Source organism: Pseudomonas sp. HK3 (assembly GCF_052920985.1).
Genome location: NZ_JBREXD010000001.1, coordinates 1,507,187 through 1,524,325, shown reverse-complemented (window position 1 = coordinate 1,524,325; position 17,139 = coordinate 1,507,187). Strand labels below are relative to the sequence as shown.

Below are 17,139 nucleotides of genomic sequence, written 5' to 3'. Positions count from 1 at the left end.
CCTAGTTATACTTCTACTAAACACGCTTAATAAACGCGGTGATTTGTTCACCTCTAACTGGCGTAAGATCAGGGTGCTGCCAATCCAGCATCTCGCCCATACCAATTAAAAGTAATCCCCCTGGAGCTAATCGATCAACTAAGTGATTGAGTATTTCCTGACGGCGCCAATGGCGAAAATATATTAAAACATTCTGGCAATAAATAATGTGTCGTGTACTTTTTGCCACTTTATCTAACTGCAAAATGTTCACCTGCGCAAAGCAGGTATTTTTCTTTATCTCAGACGTCAAACCAGACTCTTGGTCTTCGTTCTGCTTAAAATATTTACCTTGATACGACTCGGGCAAGGTGGCTAAACGCCTGCGTTCAAACACGCCTTGACGAGCTTTATTCAATACCGGGACGCTAATATCGGTTCCGGTTACCATAAAATAATCACGCTTATCATCAGCCAGTTTTTCGTTGGCCAACATGGCTAAGGTGTAAACCTCTTCACCACTAGAGCAACCAACGCTCCAGATATCCAGCGGATTTTTTTTGGTAAATTTAGCTTGGTGAGCTTGAATGTACTTGCCCACATATTCGAACGCAGCTGGGTCTCGATAAAAACGGGTTTCTTGTACCGTTAAACGATCCACCAAATTTGCCCACTCTATATTCCCCATAGGGCCGTGAACAATACGCTCATAATATTCTTGGTAATTATCACAAGAGATTTCCCGCATTCGCTGCATTAAGCTCGACTGCAAGTATGACTTTCGCTGCTCTGTGATATATATGCCGGTTCGAGCTTCCAACAGTTCTCGCCAAAGCAAAAACTGTTGTTCGTTCATTTCCGGCAGGGCTTTTAACGTCCACCCTGTCTGCGACACACCCGACACCTATTTAAACGTTAGATTCAGGTAGCTTAAAGCCTGCTACAGATTCACGTAGTTTCGTCGCCATTTCTGCAAGGTTACCGATGGACTTAGCCGTTGCGGTTGTACCAGCAGATGTCTGCGATGTAATTTCTTGAATTACGTTCATCGTATTAGAGATATGACCTGCAGATGATGCCTGCTGACGAGCAGCGTTGGAGATGTTTTGGATCAAGTCTGCAAGGTTTTTCGATACTGTTTCGATTTCTTCAAGTGCCACACCCGCATCCTGTGCAAGACGAGCACCACGTACCACCTCGGCAGTTGTATGTTCCATCGAGATAACCGCTTCGTTTGTATCGTTCTGAATGGTTTTAACCAGTGCTTCAATCTGCTTAGTTGCCGCAGCTGAACGCTCTGCTAGACGCTGTACCTCATCCGCAACTACCGCGAAGCCTCGACCTGCGTCACCCGCCATCGATGCCTGAATAGCAGCGTTAAGTGACAGGATGTTCGTTTGGTCGGCAATGTCGTTGATCAGGGAAATGATGTCCCCGATTTCCTGTGATGATTCACCCAGACGCTTGATACGTTTTGACGTTTCTTGAATCTGTTCACGGATGTTATCCATGCCGTTAATGGTTGCCTGTACCACTTCAGCACCTTTGTTCGCGATCATTACTGATCGCTCTGCCACCGAGGTGGACTCAGATGCGTTTGAAGATACTTGGTCGATGGACACCGCCATCTCGTTGATCGCAGCAGAAGCACCTGCAATTTCTTGTGCTTGGTGTTCCGCAGCATCTGCTAAGTGCATAGCAGTAGACTGAGTTTCTTGTGCTGCCGATGCAACCTGTACCGCTGTCTCGTTGATTGCTGTTACCAGCGCACGCATTTGGTCGATCGCGAAGTTGATGGAGTCAGCAATCGCACCCGTGAAGTCTTCAGTTACGGTTGCCTGTGTGGTCAAGTCACCGTCTGCAAGGTCAGCTAGTTCATCAAGTAAACGTAGGATCGCCATTTGGTTAGCTTCGTTTTTAGTTTCTTCTTCTCTTAATGTACTTTGCGTTTCTTGATAAGTAATGAAACCAACTGCACCCAACATTGCCAGTGCCAAAATAGCCAATACATAACCAATCAATTGCAATAGACCCCATGACGACGCGCGATCAGCATGCAGTTCTGTTAATTCAGATGATTTACCCAATAGGGCTTGAGATAAATTGAAGATGTTGTTTGCAGATTCACGTACTTGGAAAAGCTCAGGAGACGTTTCCAAAATTTCATCTACAGAACCGGCTACGAATTCAAATAACTCAGAGATTTCAGCAAGGGAGTCAACGGCTTCGCCGTCTTTAACGGGCTGGATGTTCATTGCCACGTTACCTTCGATCATGCCACTTAATACTCGACCGAATAAGTTAGCATCTCGACCAAAGCTATCTGCCGCCATTACCGCATCATCACCACCGGACAATACTTTGTTAACAGAACGAACGATACGCTCTGCTAGCCATGACTGACGCTGTGCTACCGCAACCTGTTCGGCGGGTGCATCGTTGTCTAGTAAGATTTCTACAACTTCGTCGTATTCGACCTGCAACTGTGGAATCGTTTCAGAAAGCGTCGCGGCTACTTCGTGTAGCGATAGTACCGTATCACGAGTTTCAACAATTCGGTCAGCACTGTCACGTACATCGGCCCAAAGGGATTGCATATCCGCCATGCCATCAACCGGACTAGGAGGTAAACCCGAGCTCGCATCACCATTGGCGATATAACCCCAACGAGTTTCAAAGTTAGTACGTGCAGCCCCTAGTAGTTTAAAGGCCTCTTCTTTACCAGCAGCCGCCTCAACGGCGTTTTTTGCTATCTGCTGAGAAAGTACCCGTAACTCACCAGAGTGAGAAATGTACTGCTTATCTTGATCCGACTTATACTGAACGAAAATGGTAATACCAAGGAACGCCAAGATAAATACTACGAAGGCTGCCATAAAACCCAGTCGTGCCGTGTTATTCAGTAAAGTCGACAGGATTGCACTGCCCGCACTCGCTTTCATGTATAAACTCTCCGCAATCGGTACTTGCCAATTATTCTAGTTTTATCACTACAGTATGTAGTAGGTACTTACTATACAGCAATATCCATATAGTTTTGATCATTGGCCAGTTCTTCAAAACTGAATACTGGCCATAACTCTCCATCTCTAAGGTAAGCCCCAGAGATAAAAGCCTTTGCCTGTTCTGGAACATCCAAATCAGGCGAATCTTGTCTGCTTTCAACAGGAAAATATTGCATACCCAAAACAGCGTCTACGGTTAGCCCGTTTAATAGATCGCCCTTTTCGATAATCAATGTGCGCTTATTGCGACCCGATGATTGACGCCCGCCTAAAAATGCAGCTAGGTCCATCACCGGAATCAAACGCCCACGAACATTAGCGACACCTTGCACCCAATGTTTAACACCGGGTATTTGCGTCATCTTAGGCGCTGTTAAAATTTCACTCACATCTGACATTGGCGCTACATAGCGACGCCCTGCCAGAATAAAGCCTACTCCACGCCAACTCTCAACTGCTTCAATTTTTGAAGGCAGGTCTGCCGCATGGGAGCGGCAACGAGAAGCGATATCTTGAAGTAGTGCAAAAGGTGCCATCATTGAGCCTCGTCAATTACACCTTGAATGGTTTTAGCCAATACATCTTCTGACACTGGCTTAACCAAGTAACCTTTAGCACCTTGACGCTGACCCCAAACCTTATCGGTTTCTTGGTCTTTGGTGGTCACTATAACAACCGGAATGTGGGCTGTTTTTTCATCTTTGCTTAACTGACGTGTCGCCTGAAAGCCATTAAGGCCAGGCATTACAATGTCCATTAATACAGCATCAGGCAGTTCTTCACGCGCCAATGCCACACCATCTGCTCCATTTTCTGCTGTTAACACCTCAAAGCCTTTTGCTTCAAGCATGGACTTCAGAGTAAATGTTTCAGTGGGCGAATCATCAACAATCAATACGCGCGCCATAAGAACCTCAATTTCATATATAACTAATTATTTAAACTAAGTGCTCGCCACGTTATTTCACGTGATTGCGAATGGCACCTAATAATTCATCTTTACTGAAAGGCTTGGTCAGATATTGATCTGACCCAACGATTCTCCCTTTTGCCTTATCAAACAGTCCATCCTTGCTTGATAGCATTACCACAGGTGTGTCTTTGAAATTTGAATTATTTTTAATCAAGGCACAAGTTTGATAACCGTCCAAACGGGGCATCATAATGTCAACAAATATGATATTTGGGTGATTATCAGCAATTTTTGCCAATGCATCGAAACCATCGGTAGCCGTAATCACGTTGCAACCTACCTTCTTGAGTAAGGTCTCAGCGGTGCGGCGGATGGTTTTACTATCATCAATCACCATCACTTTAATATTTTCGAAATTGTCCGCCATAAATCAGCCTATTGCAGGTCGGTTTGTATTCTTATTGTCTGTGACCAGCCTGATAGTCACATAGCAGGTCTTTGTACCATACTCGTGCATCGCATTCTATAGGCACTTGGGCCGAATGCGAACTAGATGCTAGAACATTTTTGTTTATTTTCAATGTACAATGGTAACAATTCAACCATTAGAGTGCGCTAAAAATGACGATCAAAGTTGGCATTGTAATGGACCCAATAGAGTCCATTAGCTTCAAAAAAGACACTTCTCTGGCATTACTTGATGCCGCGCAGCGTAAAGGCTGGCAGCTATACTACATGGAAGACAAAGACCTAGCCTTAGAAAATGGTGCTGCCGTTGCAAATATGGCGTCATTGACCGTAAAAATGGACCCAGAAAATTGGTTTGAAAAAGGGGATGCCAGCTGGCAGTCATTAGCTAGTCTTGATGTGGTACTAATGCGTAAAGATCCGCCATTTGATAATGAATACATCTACAACACCTATATTCTTGAGCGAGCCGAAGAACAAGGCACCTTAATTGTAAACAAGCCGCAAAGCCTGCGTGACTGCAACGAGAAGGTATTTGCCACTGCATTCCCACAGTGTTGCCCAGAAGTGCTGGTAACACAAAGCCCAGATCGTCTTAAGGCGTTTCACAAAGAACACGGTGACGTCATATTCAAGCCGTTAGATGGCATGGGCGGCTCATCTATTTTCCGCTTAAAAGCCGATGACCCAAATGTCAGCGTGATTATCGAAACGCTCACCAATCACGGCAACGAAAGCATTATGGCTCAAAAGTACCTACCAGAAATCAAACAAGGCGATAAGCGTATTTTGATGATTGATGGTGTACCTGTTTCACATAGTTTGGCCCGCATTCCCGCACAAGGTGAAACCCGTGGTAATCTTGCCGCCGGCGGCCGTGGCGTGACTCAAGAATTAAGTGAGCGCGACTTATGGATTGCCAATCAAATTGGCCCTGTCTTGAAAGAAAAAGGGTTAATTTTTGTGGGCCTTGATGTCATTGGCGATTATTTGACCGAAATCAACGTCACCAGCCCAACGTGCGTGCGTGAGATTAGCCGAGACAGCGGACAAGATGTGGCGATGATGTTAATGGACGCCATTGAAAAACGCCTAAACGACAAAGCCTAACCCAAATAGTAATGCCCTTTGCTTTTCGCCAACTGAACATAGCCTTTCAGTTGGCCTTAAGGCAAAATAGCCGAAATTAATTGAGCCCGTTATTCATGAGTCAAACCGCAGCAGTAAATGATTATGACCGTTTTAGTTTTGCCATATTTGTGGCATTACTGGTGCATTTATTAATCATATTCGGTATTGGTTTCTCGCTCCCAGAAAAACACAACAGTGCCACCACACTGGATATTACCCTTGCGCAATCGGCTGATAGTAAAGCCCCGGATGAAGCCGATTTTTTAGCGCAAGCGAATCAGCAAGGCAGTGGCACATTGGCTGAACGCGCCGAAATGACCACTACCGAACATGCCGATTACGCCGCAGAAGAAATCCGCAAAACCCAGCGTTTACAACAAACCGCCAGCGCCCCGCGCAAAAATGAGCAAAGCTTCCAAAGCATTACCAGCTTACTTTCAGACACGAATGTTCAAAGTCATAAGCTTGAGCAAGAATTAAAAGCACTGCAATTACCAGAAGGCGAAACAAAAAGCCTTTGGGAGCGCAGCTTAGAAATCGCAAGCCTAGAAGCAAAATTTGACCTTCAACGCCAAACGCTCACGAAAGCGCCGCGCACACGTCGTTTGACGGCAACATCGACTCGCCAAAGCAGCGATGCGCTTTATATGAACCAGTGGTTGCGCCAAATCGAAAAGATCGGCAACTTAAACTACCCAAATGAAGCAAAACGACAAAACATCAGCGGCAGTCTACGCTTAATGGTAGCGGTTAAAGCCGATGGAACGATCCACGAACTTAAGGTGATGGAAAGTTCAGGGCATAAAGTATTAGACGATGCCGCTAAGCATATTGTGCGCCTATCAGCGCCCTTTGCACCGTTCTCAGAAGAGATGCGCAAACAAGCGGATATTTTAGAAATTATCCGAACATGGCAATTTCAACAAACCCAGTTCTCAACCGACAGTTAATCAATGCCCGAATCTATTGATTTTAAGCACCACCTTTTACTCGCCATGCCGTTATTGGATGACCCGTTTTTCAAACAAAGCGTGTGCTACATTTGTGAACACAATGACGAAGGTGCCATGGGTTTAATCATTAACAAACCCATGGGTATTCAACTCAATGATATTTTAGATGAGCTGGATATTAATCCAAGCGCCAACAACCCGAATATCATGCAAGGCGGGCCCGTTTCACCGGAGCAAGGCTTTGTGCTGTATCACGGCCATGACCAAAATATTCAAAATATGATGGTCACTGATCAAGTGCACCTTACTACCTCAAAAGATATCTTAAATAATATTGCCAGCGGGGACGGCCCTGAAAACAGTATTATTTGCCTAGGCTATGCCGGTTGGGGCGCGGGCCAGCTTGAAGAAGAGATAGCCAACAATAGCTGGCTAACCATTCCGGCCGATGAACAATTATTGTTTCACACTGACAGCGAGCAGCTCGCCAAAAAAGCCGCCAATAAATTGGGCATTAATTTAAGCCAACTCAGCGGCCAATCTGGTCACGCGTAATTCATTATAAAATAAGGTTGTTATGTCCACGCCTGTAAGTAACAAATACCAATCGATAATGGCATTTGATTTTGGCACCAAACGCACTGGCATCGCCATGGGCCAGCGTATTACAGAAACAGCCAGTGCCATTGGCTGTATCAATGCGCGCGATGGCATTCCGAATTGGGAACAACTCGATAAACTGGTGGAAGAGTGGCAACCTCATGCGTTTGTTGTCGGCCTACCTATTAATATGGATGGCAGCATCAGTGAGATGGCTCGACGTGCTAACAAATTCAGCAACCGCTTATGTGCCCGCTACGCTAGACCAAGCTTTACTATTGACGAGCGCTTAAGTACCTTTGCAGCCAAAGAAGAAGCCAAAGCTCAAGGACACAAAGGTCATTATAAATCCGACCCAGTGGATGCCCTTGCAGCACAATTTATTTTAGAATCTTGGTTTCATGAACACCCATTAGATGCGTCATTATAATTAAGCCTACTCAATTGCCGAAGGCATCTAATAACTCGATTATCGCTTTCGATCCACGCATTCAGTTGCACTGGATTTAGGAGAACACATGTCGTTGCCACAACCTGAACAACTCATTGCTAAAATGGTAAATGACCTTAGTCCCTTAGCCCAACAAGACAACGTGGTTATGGTGGGCGTTCATACCGGCGGGGCTTGGGTCGCCAAACAACTGCACGAACAATTGCGTATTAGCAGTGAACTTGGCCTGCTTGATATTAGTTTTTATCGTGATGATTTTAGTCAAAATGGCCTGCACCCTAAAGTCAAAGGCTCACAACTACCTGACATCGAAAACAAAACCGTTATTTTAGTAGACGACGTCATCATGTCAGGACGCACCATTCGTGCCGCCATGAACGAGCTATTCGATTACGGTCGCCCTGAGAAAATTGTCTTAGCCTGCCTGTTAGATGTCGGTCACCGCCAGCTGCCCATTCAAGCCGACGTAGTAGGTGAAAAAATTGAACGTGCCGTTAACCAACGCATTAAACTAAGTGGGCCAACCCCCTTAACTCTGACCACTGTGACTCTGGAAAAGAAAGGTTAATCGCATGCAACCAATGGATCCAAGCCAGATTCAACTTAATAAAGAAGGCCGCTTAAAACACTTCTTAACCACAGAAGGCTTAAGCAAAGACATTCTCAGTGAAATCATCGATACCGCGAATAGTTTTATCAGCACACAAGAACGCAGTGTTAAAACCGTGCCGTTGTTGCGCGGTAAAACGGTGGTAAATTTATTTTTTGAAAACTCAACACGCACACGCTCAACATTCGAATTGGCCGCCAAGCGTTTAAGCGCCAATATTTTAAACTTAGATATTGCTAGCAGCGCCACCAGCAAAGGTGAGACCTTAATGGATACCTTATGGAATTTAGAATCCATGTATTCAGACATGTTTGTAGTACGCCATGCTGATTCAGGCGCTGCACACTTTATTGCACAACACGTGACACCAAACGTAGCCGTGATTAACGCTGGCGATGGTCGCCATGCTCACCCCACTCAAGCCATGCTGGATATGCTTACGATTCATCGTGAAAAAAGTGGCTTTGAAAACTTATCGGTCGCCATTGTTGGTGACATATTACATAGCCGTGTGGCCCGCTCACAAATCTACGCATTAAAAACCCTTGGCTGTCAGGATGTGCGTGTGATCGGTCCTAATACACTCATCCCTAAAGACATCGAAAGTTTAGGTGTGCTCGCGTTTAACAATATGAAGCAAGGCTTAAAAGGCGTCGACGTGGTTATCATGCTGCGCTTACAAAAAGAACGTATGCAAACCGCATTACTGCCAAGCGAATCAGAGTAGTTACCGTTTGTATGGCCTGAACACAGAAAAACTCGCTTACGCCAATCACGATGCCATTGTAATGCATCCTGGGCCAATCAATCGCGGTGTTGAAATTGAAAGCGCCGTGGCAGACGGGCCACAAAGTGTCATCTTAAAACAAGTGAGCAATGGTATACCGATGCGCATGGCCGTCATGGCAATGGCCATGGGGGGTCAAAACCAAGAACAAGCCTTGCAAGAACAAAGCCAAGAAGGGGCACAATAATGCAACTACAGCCTCAACATAAATTATGCATTAGCGGTGGCCATGTTTTTGATCCAGGTCAAAACATCGATGGTGTAATAAATATTTATATCGAAAATGAACAGGTCGTTGCTATCGGCTCAGCCCCGCAAGGGTTTGTTGCGAATACCACTATCGATGCCAGCGGTAAAAAAATATTTCCTGGGTTTATCGACTTACACACTTTTTTGGCAGAGCCGGGTTTTAGCCAAAAAGGCGCCATCGCCACTGAAAATTAAAGCCGCCGCCCAATCTGGCTTTACTACCGTATGTTGCACACCCAACACCAAACCGGTTATTGATAGCGCAGCCGTGGCGGCATTAATTCAAGAAAAAGCCAAGCAAGCTGGCCATTGCACAGTGCTCACACTGGGTGCACTGACAGCCAATTTAGAAGGCGAGCAATTAAGTAATATGTCGGGTTTAAAAGACGCCGGATGTGTTGCTCTGAGTAACTTAGAATTACCGTTTAAAAACAGTCACGTCATTAAGCAATGTTATAACTACGCCGCTGGTTTTAATATTATCGTCATGGTGACGCCCATTGATCATGCTCTGGCACATGGCGGCTGCATGCATGAAGGGCCGGCCAGTACACAAATGGGTTTAGCTGGCGTCCCGGTTAGCGCTGAAACATCCGCGCTCGCTCAGCATTTAATTTTATGCGAGGAAACCGGTGTGCGCTTACACATTAGTCGAGTGAGCAGCGCACGCGCATTACAAATGATTGTCGATGCACAAAAAAATGGCCTACCAGTCACCGCTGATGTTGCATTAGGCAACCTTGTATTTACCGATGAAGATTGTCGTGGTTACAACAGTTTAATGCATGTATCCCCTGTGTATCGCAGTGAATCCGATCGCCAAGCCTTATTAACTGGTGTTAATAATGGGCAGCTTTCTATTTGCTCAAACCATTCGCCGCAAGATCATGCATCAAAAATGGCGCCGTTTTCTGCGAGTGAAGTCGGCATCAATAGCTTAGATAATTTCACGCAAGTATTGTTAAATCTAGTTGAGAAAAACGAGCTAACTTTAGACGCTGCCATTAAGGCCATCACAACATCGCCTGCCGCTGTAATCAATAAAAAGTTAGGCTGCATTAAAATAGAACAACGAGCAGATTTGTGTATCGTTGATATGCAATACAAAACCACCACCAATGATGCACAGTGTGCATCAAAAGGCTGTAATAACCCTTGGTTAGATAAACCGTTTACTGGGAAAGTAACACATACGATCAATGGTGGTCACATCGTTTATAAAGCGTAGTTTAACGTTATAAACGAACTAGAAAAGCCAAGTATTTGAATCAATGCTTGGCTTTTTTATTTAAGGCAAACAGCCTTCGTCTGTTGGTAGCCACTTTTGACTCAACAACGTGGTTTGTTTTTCTAAGTATATAATTTGTGACTGCAAACAGTTACGTACGCCGTTTTCAATAAACAAACTATGATAGTAGCGCACAAATTTTTGTTCATCATTCACGCGCTGTAATACCAGTGCTGTTTGAATATATTTTTCTTTTTCATGATCACCTGTCAGCGCTTCACTGTTTCTATCACGATACGTTTTCTCTAAAAATACGATGTCGTCTTCCACTTGCTCATCGGCTTCAGATGCAATGATCTGATACTGATAAAAAACATACGCCAAGCCAATCAAAACGATAACAATAAATGCCGATACCACTTTATTCATAATACATCTCTGTTTTTCAGCTATAAAAAAACACCGCAAGAAAACAAACACTACCGTGCTGTATTTTCTTGCGGTGGTTAAATTCGATCAATTAATCTTTTTGTAAGGTAAGACCTTGAGTGGCATTGGATAAATGATCCATATCTTCAGAAGCCAACTTAATCATGAGGCGTAAGTCATTTGCGCTGTCTGCGTGCGTCAATGCGTCTTCGTACGTAATTTCACCCGCTTGATACAAGTTATACAAACCTTGGTCAAACGTTTGCATGCCCAGCTCAGTGGACTTGCTCATTAAGGGCTTAAGCTCATGCACCTCACCCTTACGAATCAAGTCCTGCACCAGTGGTGAATTCAACAACACTTCAACCACGGCTCGTCGGCCTTTACCGTCCGGTGTCGGGATTAACTGCTGTGCAACAATGGCTTTTAGATTCAGCGACAAATCCATCCATATTTGCGCATGCTGATCCGATGGGAAAAAGTGAATCACTCGATCCAATGCTTGGTTAGCATTGTTTGCATGCAGTGTGGCCAAACATAAATGGCCCGTTTCTGCGAACGTTACGGCATGGTTCATGGTTTGTGCACTTCGCACCTCACCAATCATGATGACATCTGGCGCTTGACGCAGCGTGTTTTTCAACGCTATTTCAAAACTATCAGTATCTAAACCCACTTCGCGCTGCGTCACAATACAACCTTGGTGCTGATGCATATACTCGATTGGATCTTCAATAGAGATAATATGCCCGCGACTGTTTTGATTACGGTAACCAATCATAGACGCCAACGATGTGGATTTACCCGCGCCAGTGGCGCCCACAAAAAGTACCAGGCCACGCTTGCTCATGGCAATTTCTTTGATTATTTCAGGTAAGCCTAATTGCTCAATTTGTGGAATTTTAGTTTCAATTCGACGTAGTACCACACCCGCTAAATTACGTTGAAAAAAAGCACTCGCACGAAAACGACCAATCCCACTGGCACTCACCGCAAAATTAAGCTCTTTCTTTGCTTCAAACTCTTGCGTTTGATCACGGCTCATCATGCCATAAATAATTTCTTTGGTTTGTTCTGGGCTCAGTGGATTTTTTGTCACCGCATGAATACGCCCATGCACCTTCATACTCGGTGGCATGCCAGCGGTAATGAATAAATCAGAAGCGCTTTTTTCAACCATTAAGCGTAATAGCTTATCGAGTTCCATTGTGTTTCCTTCTCAAAACTCAACGTTTATGAGTACTTATCATGATTAAAACTGTTCTGGCGTTTTTGCTTTTTCACGAGCAGATTCAGGTGTCACAATGCCTTTTTGCACTAAGTTCTTAAGGCTTTGGTCCATGGTGATCATTCCCAGCGCACTGCCCGTTTGAATCGCACTGTACATCTGCGCCACTTTATCTTCACGAATCAAGTTACGAATGGCGGGAGTACCGATCATGATTTCATGAGCGGCCACACGGCCACCGCCCTTTTTCTTCAATAGGCACTGCGAAATAACCCCTTGCAGAGATTCAGATAGCATCGAACGCACCATGGACTTTTCTTCGGCAGGGAATACATCGACAATCCGGTCAATGGTTTTCGCCGCACTGGTGGTGTGAAGTGTGCCAAATACACAATGGCCTGTTTCAGCCGCGGTTAATGCCAAACGAATGGTCTCTAAGTCACGCATCTCACCAACCAAGATCACGTCAGGGTCTTCACGTAACGCCGAGCGCAAGGCTTCATTAAAGCCTAATGTATCACGGTGAACTTCACGCTGGTTGATAAGGGATTTTTTACTTTGGTGTACAAATTCGATTGGATCTTCAACCGTTAGAATATGCTTGTAATAAGTGTCGTTTAAATAATCGAGCATCGCTGCTAACGTCGTGGATTTACCTGAACCAGTTGGCCCTGTCACCAATACCAAGCCACGAGGCTTAACCGCTAACTCTTTGAATATTTGTCCCATACCTAAGTCATCACAGGTTAAAACCTTAGAGGGAATGGTACGAAATACGGCACCTGCACCACGGTTATGGTTAAACGCGTTTACACGAAAACGCGCCACGCCGGGTACTTCAAATGAATAATCGGTCTCAAGAAACTCTTCAAAGTCCTTACGTTGCTTATCATTCATAATGTCATAGACTAAAGAATGCACTTCTTTATGACTCAAAGAAGGTAAATTAATGCGACGAACCTCACCATCAACACGAATCATAGGGGGCAAGCCTGCTGATAGATGTAAGTCTGATGCCCCTTGTTTGGCCGAAAAGGCGAGTAATTCCGTGATATCCATGAAACTGATGCTCCGCTATGTGATCGCTAAACAGACTTAGTTTAGTTCATCCTGAATCCTGTACGTGCGATAATGCGTAAAACGAGCCGACATCCTGTTGGCCGTCTTTATTTTTATGATTAAATTAGCCCAACATTGTAACCAGACCTGAAAATAAAACCATGACAGATTTAGAATCTAGCAACAATTTAATTCAGCGTTATCAAGCGGTTCATAGTGAAGTAGACGCCCTTGCGCAGCAGCAAAAACGAGAGGTGACACTCTTGGCGGTTTCTAAAAAGCACTGCGCTGAAAACATTGAGGCTGTCTATCACCAAGGGCAAAACTGCTTTGCTGAGAATTACGTGCAAGAAGGCGTCGACAAAGTTAATGGCCTTGCTCATTTAAATATTGATTGGCACTTTATTGGCCCGATTCAATCCAATAAAACACGCCTAGTTGCTGAGCATTTTTCGTGGGTGCACACTATTGATCGCGATAAAATTGCACAGCGTTTAAACGATCAGCGCCCCGATCATTTAACCCCATTGAATGTTTTAATTCAGGTTAATATTAGCGATCAAGACAGCAAATCGGGCGTCTCTCTTGATGACGTAGAGGCGCTTGCCCATTGCATCAGTCAATTGCCTAAGCTTTGCTTACGCGGGCTTATGTGTATTCCGGCACCACAAGATGAGATTCAACTTAAAAACGAATTTGCCGCTATGCATAACGCTTATAAAACACTACAAACGCAATACACAAATGATCGACACATTATCCATGGGCATGAGTGGCGATTTAAAACTCGCCATAACATGCGGCAGCAATATGGTGCGCATCGGCACGGCTATTTTTGGTCAACGTAATTAATTTATTGAAACAAGGATTCAACATGACAACAATTGCTTTCATCGGTGGCGGTAATATGGCCAGTGCTATTCTTGGTGGATTAATCGAAAACGGTTACAACAGCCAAGATATTTTGGTCAGTGACCCAAGCCAAGAAAAACGAGATGAACTAGCCAAACAATTTTCAGTCATTACCAATAGTAGCAATGAAGCAATTGTTGCTCAGGCCGATGTCGTTATTTTGGCGGTTAAGCCACAAGTGATGCAATCTGTTATTGCGCCGTTAAAAACGGTTTTAGAAAAGAAAAAACCATTGATTATTTCTGTGGCTGCGGGCATTAGCTTAGAAAGCTTAAGTGCATGGACTAGCCCTAACTTATCCATTGTCCGCTGCATGCCAAATACCCCTGCCTTGGTTCAGCAAGGTGCCAGTGGTTTATTAGCCAACAGCAATGTCAGTGAGAGTGAAAAAGAATTAACGAATACCGTTTTAAGCGCAGTGGGTATGAGTGTATGGGTCAATAGTGAGGCAGAGCTTGATGCTGTGACCGCACTTTCTGGTAGTGGTCCTGCGTATTTCTTTTTGTTTATTGAATCTATGATTACAGCCGGTACTGAATTGGGCCTTGCACCTGAAACCGCTAAGCAGTTAGCACTCCAAACTGCATTAGGGGCCGCGACGATGGCAAGCCGAAGTGATTTAGAACCGGCTCAATTACGTAAAAATGTCACTTCGCCCAATGGCACAACCGAGCAAGCTATTTTAAGTTTTCAAAAACAAGGATTAGAAACCACGGTCAAAACCGCAATGACAGCGGCGTTTAACCGCAGTATTGAAATGAGCAAAGAACTGGCTCAATAATTAAAGTGTCAACGCAATCTATACTAACGTCACATTAGATTGCGTTGTCTGTTCTAACGCTTCTGCATTCGCTTTAAATCGAATACTCAAATGAAACCCTTTACCAGGTGTAACATTCACGTCACCATCAAATACCCTATGTACTAAATTGAATATTCGGTACAAACCTAAACCGGCATGATCACTGCTGCCTCGTTTTGTGGTGACAAATGGATCAAATACTCTTTTTACAGCATCATCAGAGATACCTTGGCCATTATCTTCATAATCAAAACGCCACTCATTATTGCCTTGTGCTAACACACTGACTTTTATGTTTTTCTGAATTTGCTCAACACTAAAACCATGCACGATAGAATTTTCTAATAACTGCTCAATTATTATATTCCAAGCCGCAGGATAGCTTTCAATATTCACATCATCATCGCAAAGCAGTTCAACATTTATATTTTGGCCAATAAATAAATGGCTGTGTAAACTGAGCTCCAAATGTTGCTTTAAGTTCATCATGATTTTATCAGCATTACTCACTGATATTAGTTTAAAGCGACGCACTAAATTCGACATTTTTTGCAAGTTATGGGTGACAATTTTAAGTAACTGCTGGCTATCATTAATAAATTGAACAAACCGATCACGCGTTAAACTGCGGCGCTGCATCTCACCATCGACTTCATCTATGATTTCTTGAATATGACTAACAGACGTAATATTCACCCCAAGTGGGGTGTTAATTTCATGAGCAACACCTGTCACTAGTTGCTCCATCGATGTAATACGCTCTTGCTCCATGTATTCACGAATATTTTGTGCCTCAATTCGCTCGCGAATATCCGTTACATAGGCCTCTATGTATTGATTACCCATCTCTTCATAAAAGTGCAAACTCACGGAACAAGGTAATATTTCACCATCTGATTTTCTTAGCTCCATGACTTTATCAAGTACTTTTTTATGCTCAATAAGTTGATCGCGCACCTGTTTATGATCTGTAATGACATTGGTTAACACATTGGTTTCGGCCAACGCTTGCTCTTTTGTTTGAAACCCGAGCATGCGCGATAGCATGGGGTTAATCGTAACAACCGTCCCTTCTAAATCAAAACGCGCAATGCCAATTGGAGCTTGATCAAATAACTCTTGAAACAATTTACGACTCAACATGGCATCACTAACCGCTTTTAACTTTGCATTGCGCTCTTGAGCAATATGCTGAGAAAGTACGAGCGATAAGATAATGACTTCGAGCACACCACCCAATAAGCCCGCACTGCGCGTAATCAGGTTGCTTTCAATAAAGCCTACAGATGCCAATGATAAAATCGCAAGTCCCGTTAATAGAATAAACCAAGCTAAGGTGTAAATCCGAGCAAGCGGTACGCCCTTAACGGATAAGAAAAGGCAAATAGACAACATCGAAATGGAGAGCGTGACACTGAGCGCGTTCACCAACACAATTGAAACCGCGATGCCGATAAATGGAATAGCGACTAAAAAAACACACGCAACAATTGCAGCTAAACGATAAAACCAAATAACATTAGGAGCGTGTTTTTTAATATTTAACAAATAATAAGGAAACGCTAAGGAAGGAATAATCAAGAATCCAGCAAGGACAGGCAATAACACCTGATTTAATTGTGGGGATTGTGTCCATAAATAAAAATATCCATCGCCACTCAATACCAACACAAAACCCAAAAATGTCAAAACATAGAGCACGTACACATAATACGCTTTGTCTCTCATGCTTACAGCCAATACAAAGTTATACAAAGCCATAACCAACAGCACACCATAAATCAAACCCGACAAAAGGGTTTGAAGGTTCATGCTATTTTGATGCTCCTTTTCACTTAGGACATCGAGATTCAACACCATAGTGTTCAGGCTTTTAACGCGCGTATAAACCCACTTTACCTGTTGAGGGGCAAGCTGAACTTTAATAGCAGGGTATTTGTCCATTAATTGTAGGCCAGACAAGTCACGCATATCTCCCATTTGCCAAGATTGAAGTAAACGGCCCTGATCGTTTAATTCATAAAAATCGACTTCATCATGGGATGGATAGGTAAAACGTAGAATCACACTTTGGGTGGTGGCACTGGTATTTTGTAAACGGTCACGCAGCCAAAACTCACCATCACGAAAGCCGTGACTCCCAAATTTGGTTACATAAGTCCACGTGGTATCTGGCTTAGATTGAATAGCAGAAAGGGTTAAAGGCTGCTCGCTGTGAAGATAAGCAGACTCAACCTTAGTGGTGTTAGATGATGCCTGCACATGCGATGTTAACATCACCCAAAAAAGCAGACATAAAATTCGTGACAACATAAACTCGAATACTTCCTTTTCT

The 17,139-nt window shown here is 43.9% G+C and carries 17 protein-coding genes and 2 pseudogenes; 10 read left to right on the top strand and 9 right to left on the bottom strand.

Annotated features, from left to right (window positions below; genetic code table 11):
- Positions 1 to 16: 16 nt before the first annotated feature.
- From ACU6U9_RS07060 to pilG, 5 genes are all read right to left on the bottom strand, one after another.
- Positions 17 to 874, bottom strand: a complete 858-nt coding sequence (locus ACU6U9_RS07060; RefSeq protein ID WP_446734333.1) for a CheR family methyltransferase — start codon at positions 872 to 874, stop codon at positions 17 to 19.
- A gap of 13 nt (positions 875 to 887) precedes the next feature.
- Entirely contained in the window at positions 888 to 2,921 is a 2,034-nt protein-coding gene (locus tag ACU6U9_RS07055; protein WP_446734332.1) for a methyl-accepting chemotaxis protein, read from the bottom strand.
- 71 nt (positions 2,922 to 2,992) lie between these two features.
- A complete protein-coding gene (locus tag ACU6U9_RS07050) occupies positions 2,993 to 3,523 on the bottom strand; it encodes a chemotaxis protein CheW (protein WP_446734331.1) in 531 nt (176 codons plus the stop codon).
- A complete protein-coding gene (gene pilH / locus ACU6U9_RS07045) occupies positions 3,520 to 3,891 on the bottom strand; it encodes a twitching motility response regulator PilH (RefSeq protein ID WP_446734330.1) in 372 nt (123 codons plus the stop codon). The genes ACU6U9_RS07050 and pilH overlap by 4 nt, the downstream gene beginning before the upstream one ends.
- Before the next feature lie 52 nt (positions 3,892 to 3,943).
- Positions 3,944 to 4,324: a twitching motility response regulator PilG gene (gene pilG / locus ACU6U9_RS07040; RefSeq protein ID WP_283788940.1), complete on the bottom strand. Its 381-nt coding sequence runs from the start codon at positions 4,322 to 4,324 to the stop codon at positions 3,944 to 3,946.
- Positions 4,325 to 4,518: 194 nt separating this feature from the next.
- On the opposite strand from pilG, the gene gshB reads away from it, so the two are divergent.
- From gshB to ACU6U9_RS07000, 8 genes and pseudogenes are all read left to right on the top strand, one after another.
- A complete protein-coding gene (gshB, locus tag ACU6U9_RS07035) occupies positions 4,519 to 5,475 on the top strand; it encodes a glutathione synthase (RefSeq protein ID WP_446734329.1) in 957 nt (318 codons plus the stop codon).
- 95 nt (positions 5,476 to 5,570) lie between these two features.
- Positions 5,571 to 6,446, top strand: coding sequence for an energy transducer TonB (locus ACU6U9_RS07030; RefSeq protein WP_446734328.1), 876 nt, complete (start codon positions 5,571 to 5,573; stop codon positions 6,444 to 6,446).
- Positions 6,447 to 6,449: 3 nt separating this feature from the next.
- The gene (locus ACU6U9_RS07025) at positions 6,450 to 7,004 is read left to right on the top strand and encodes a YqgE/AlgH family protein (protein ID WP_446734327.1); all 555 of its coding nucleotides are present in this window, start codon (positions 6,450 to 6,452) and stop codon (positions 7,002 to 7,004) included.
- 22 nt (positions 7,005 to 7,026) lie between these two features.
- Positions 7,027 to 7,479: a Holliday junction resolvase RuvX gene (gene ruvX / locus ACU6U9_RS07020; protein WP_446734326.1), complete on the top strand. Its 453-nt coding sequence runs from the start codon at positions 7,027 to 7,029 to the stop codon at positions 7,477 to 7,479.
- Positions 7,480 to 7,567: 88 nt separating this feature from the next.
- Positions 7,568 to 8,068 carry a bifunctional pyr operon transcriptional regulator/uracil phosphoribosyltransferase PyrR gene (gene pyrR / locus ACU6U9_RS07015; RefSeq protein ID WP_446734325.1) on the top strand — a complete coding sequence of 167 codons (501 nt, stop codon included), beginning with the start codon at positions 7,568 to 7,570 and terminating at the stop codon, positions 8,066 to 8,068.
- A gap of 4 nt (positions 8,069 to 8,072) precedes the next feature.
- Positions 8,073 to 9,084: pseudogene (locus tag ACU6U9_RS07010) on the top strand (aspartate carbamoyltransferase catalytic subunit).
- The gene (locus ACU6U9_RS07005; RefSeq protein WP_446734324.1) at positions 9,084 to 9,341 is read left to right on the top strand and encodes a hypothetical protein; all 258 of its coding nucleotides are present in this window, start codon (positions 9,084 to 9,086) and stop codon (positions 9,339 to 9,341) included. Before ACU6U9_RS07010 ends, ACU6U9_RS07005 begins: the two are co-directional and overlap by 1 nt.
- A complete protein-coding gene (locus ACU6U9_RS07000; protein ID WP_446734323.1) occupies positions 9,241 to 10,374 on the top strand; it encodes a dihydroorotase in 1,134 nt (377 codons plus the stop codon). The genes ACU6U9_RS07005 and ACU6U9_RS07000 overlap by 101 nt, the downstream gene beginning before the upstream one ends.
- 60 nt (positions 10,375 to 10,434) lie before the next feature.
- On the opposite strand, the gene ACU6U9_RS06995 is transcribed toward ACU6U9_RS07000, so the two are convergent.
- From ACU6U9_RS06995 to ACU6U9_RS06985, 3 genes are all read right to left on the bottom strand, one after another.
- On the bottom strand, positions 10,435 to 10,803 hold the full coding sequence (locus ACU6U9_RS06995) for a hypothetical protein (protein ID WP_446734322.1): 369 nt from the start codon (positions 10,801 to 10,803) through the stop codon (positions 10,435 to 10,437).
- A gap of 91 nt (positions 10,804 to 10,894) precedes the next feature.
- Positions 10,895 to 12,010, bottom strand: coding sequence for a PilT/PilU family type 4a pilus ATPase (locus ACU6U9_RS06990; RefSeq protein WP_446734321.1), 1,116 nt, complete (start codon positions 12,008 to 12,010; stop codon positions 10,895 to 10,897).
- Positions 12,011 to 12,055: 45 nt separating this feature from the next.
- Positions 12,056 to 13,090, bottom strand: a complete 1,035-nt coding sequence (locus tag ACU6U9_RS06985) for a type IV pilus twitching motility protein PilT (RefSeq protein ID WP_446734320.1) — start codon at positions 13,088 to 13,090, stop codon at positions 12,056 to 12,058.
- A gap of 161 nt (positions 13,091 to 13,251) precedes the next feature.
- Between ACU6U9_RS06985 and ACU6U9_RS06980 the strand changes: the two are divergent.
- Together ACU6U9_RS06980 and proC are read left to right on the top strand one after the other, a co-directional pair.
- Positions 13,252 to 13,942 (top strand): annotated as a pseudogene (locus ACU6U9_RS06980) (YggS family pyridoxal phosphate-dependent enzyme).
- 22 nt (positions 13,943 to 13,964) lie between these two features.
- Positions 13,965 to 14,783, top strand: a complete 819-nt coding sequence (gene proC, locus ACU6U9_RS06975) for a pyrroline-5-carboxylate reductase (RefSeq protein WP_446734319.1) — start codon at positions 13,965 to 13,967, stop codon at positions 14,781 to 14,783.
- Between the two features lie 18 nt (positions 14,784 to 14,801).
- Here proC and ACU6U9_RS06970 read toward each other — a convergent pair whose 3' ends face one another.
- Complete coding sequence (locus ACU6U9_RS06970; RefSeq protein WP_446734318.1) at positions 14,802 to 17,117, bottom strand: 7TM diverse intracellular signaling domain-containing protein; 2,316 nt, start codon at positions 17,115 to 17,117, stop codon at positions 14,802 to 14,804.
- Positions 17,118 to 17,139: the final 22 nt, after the last annotated feature.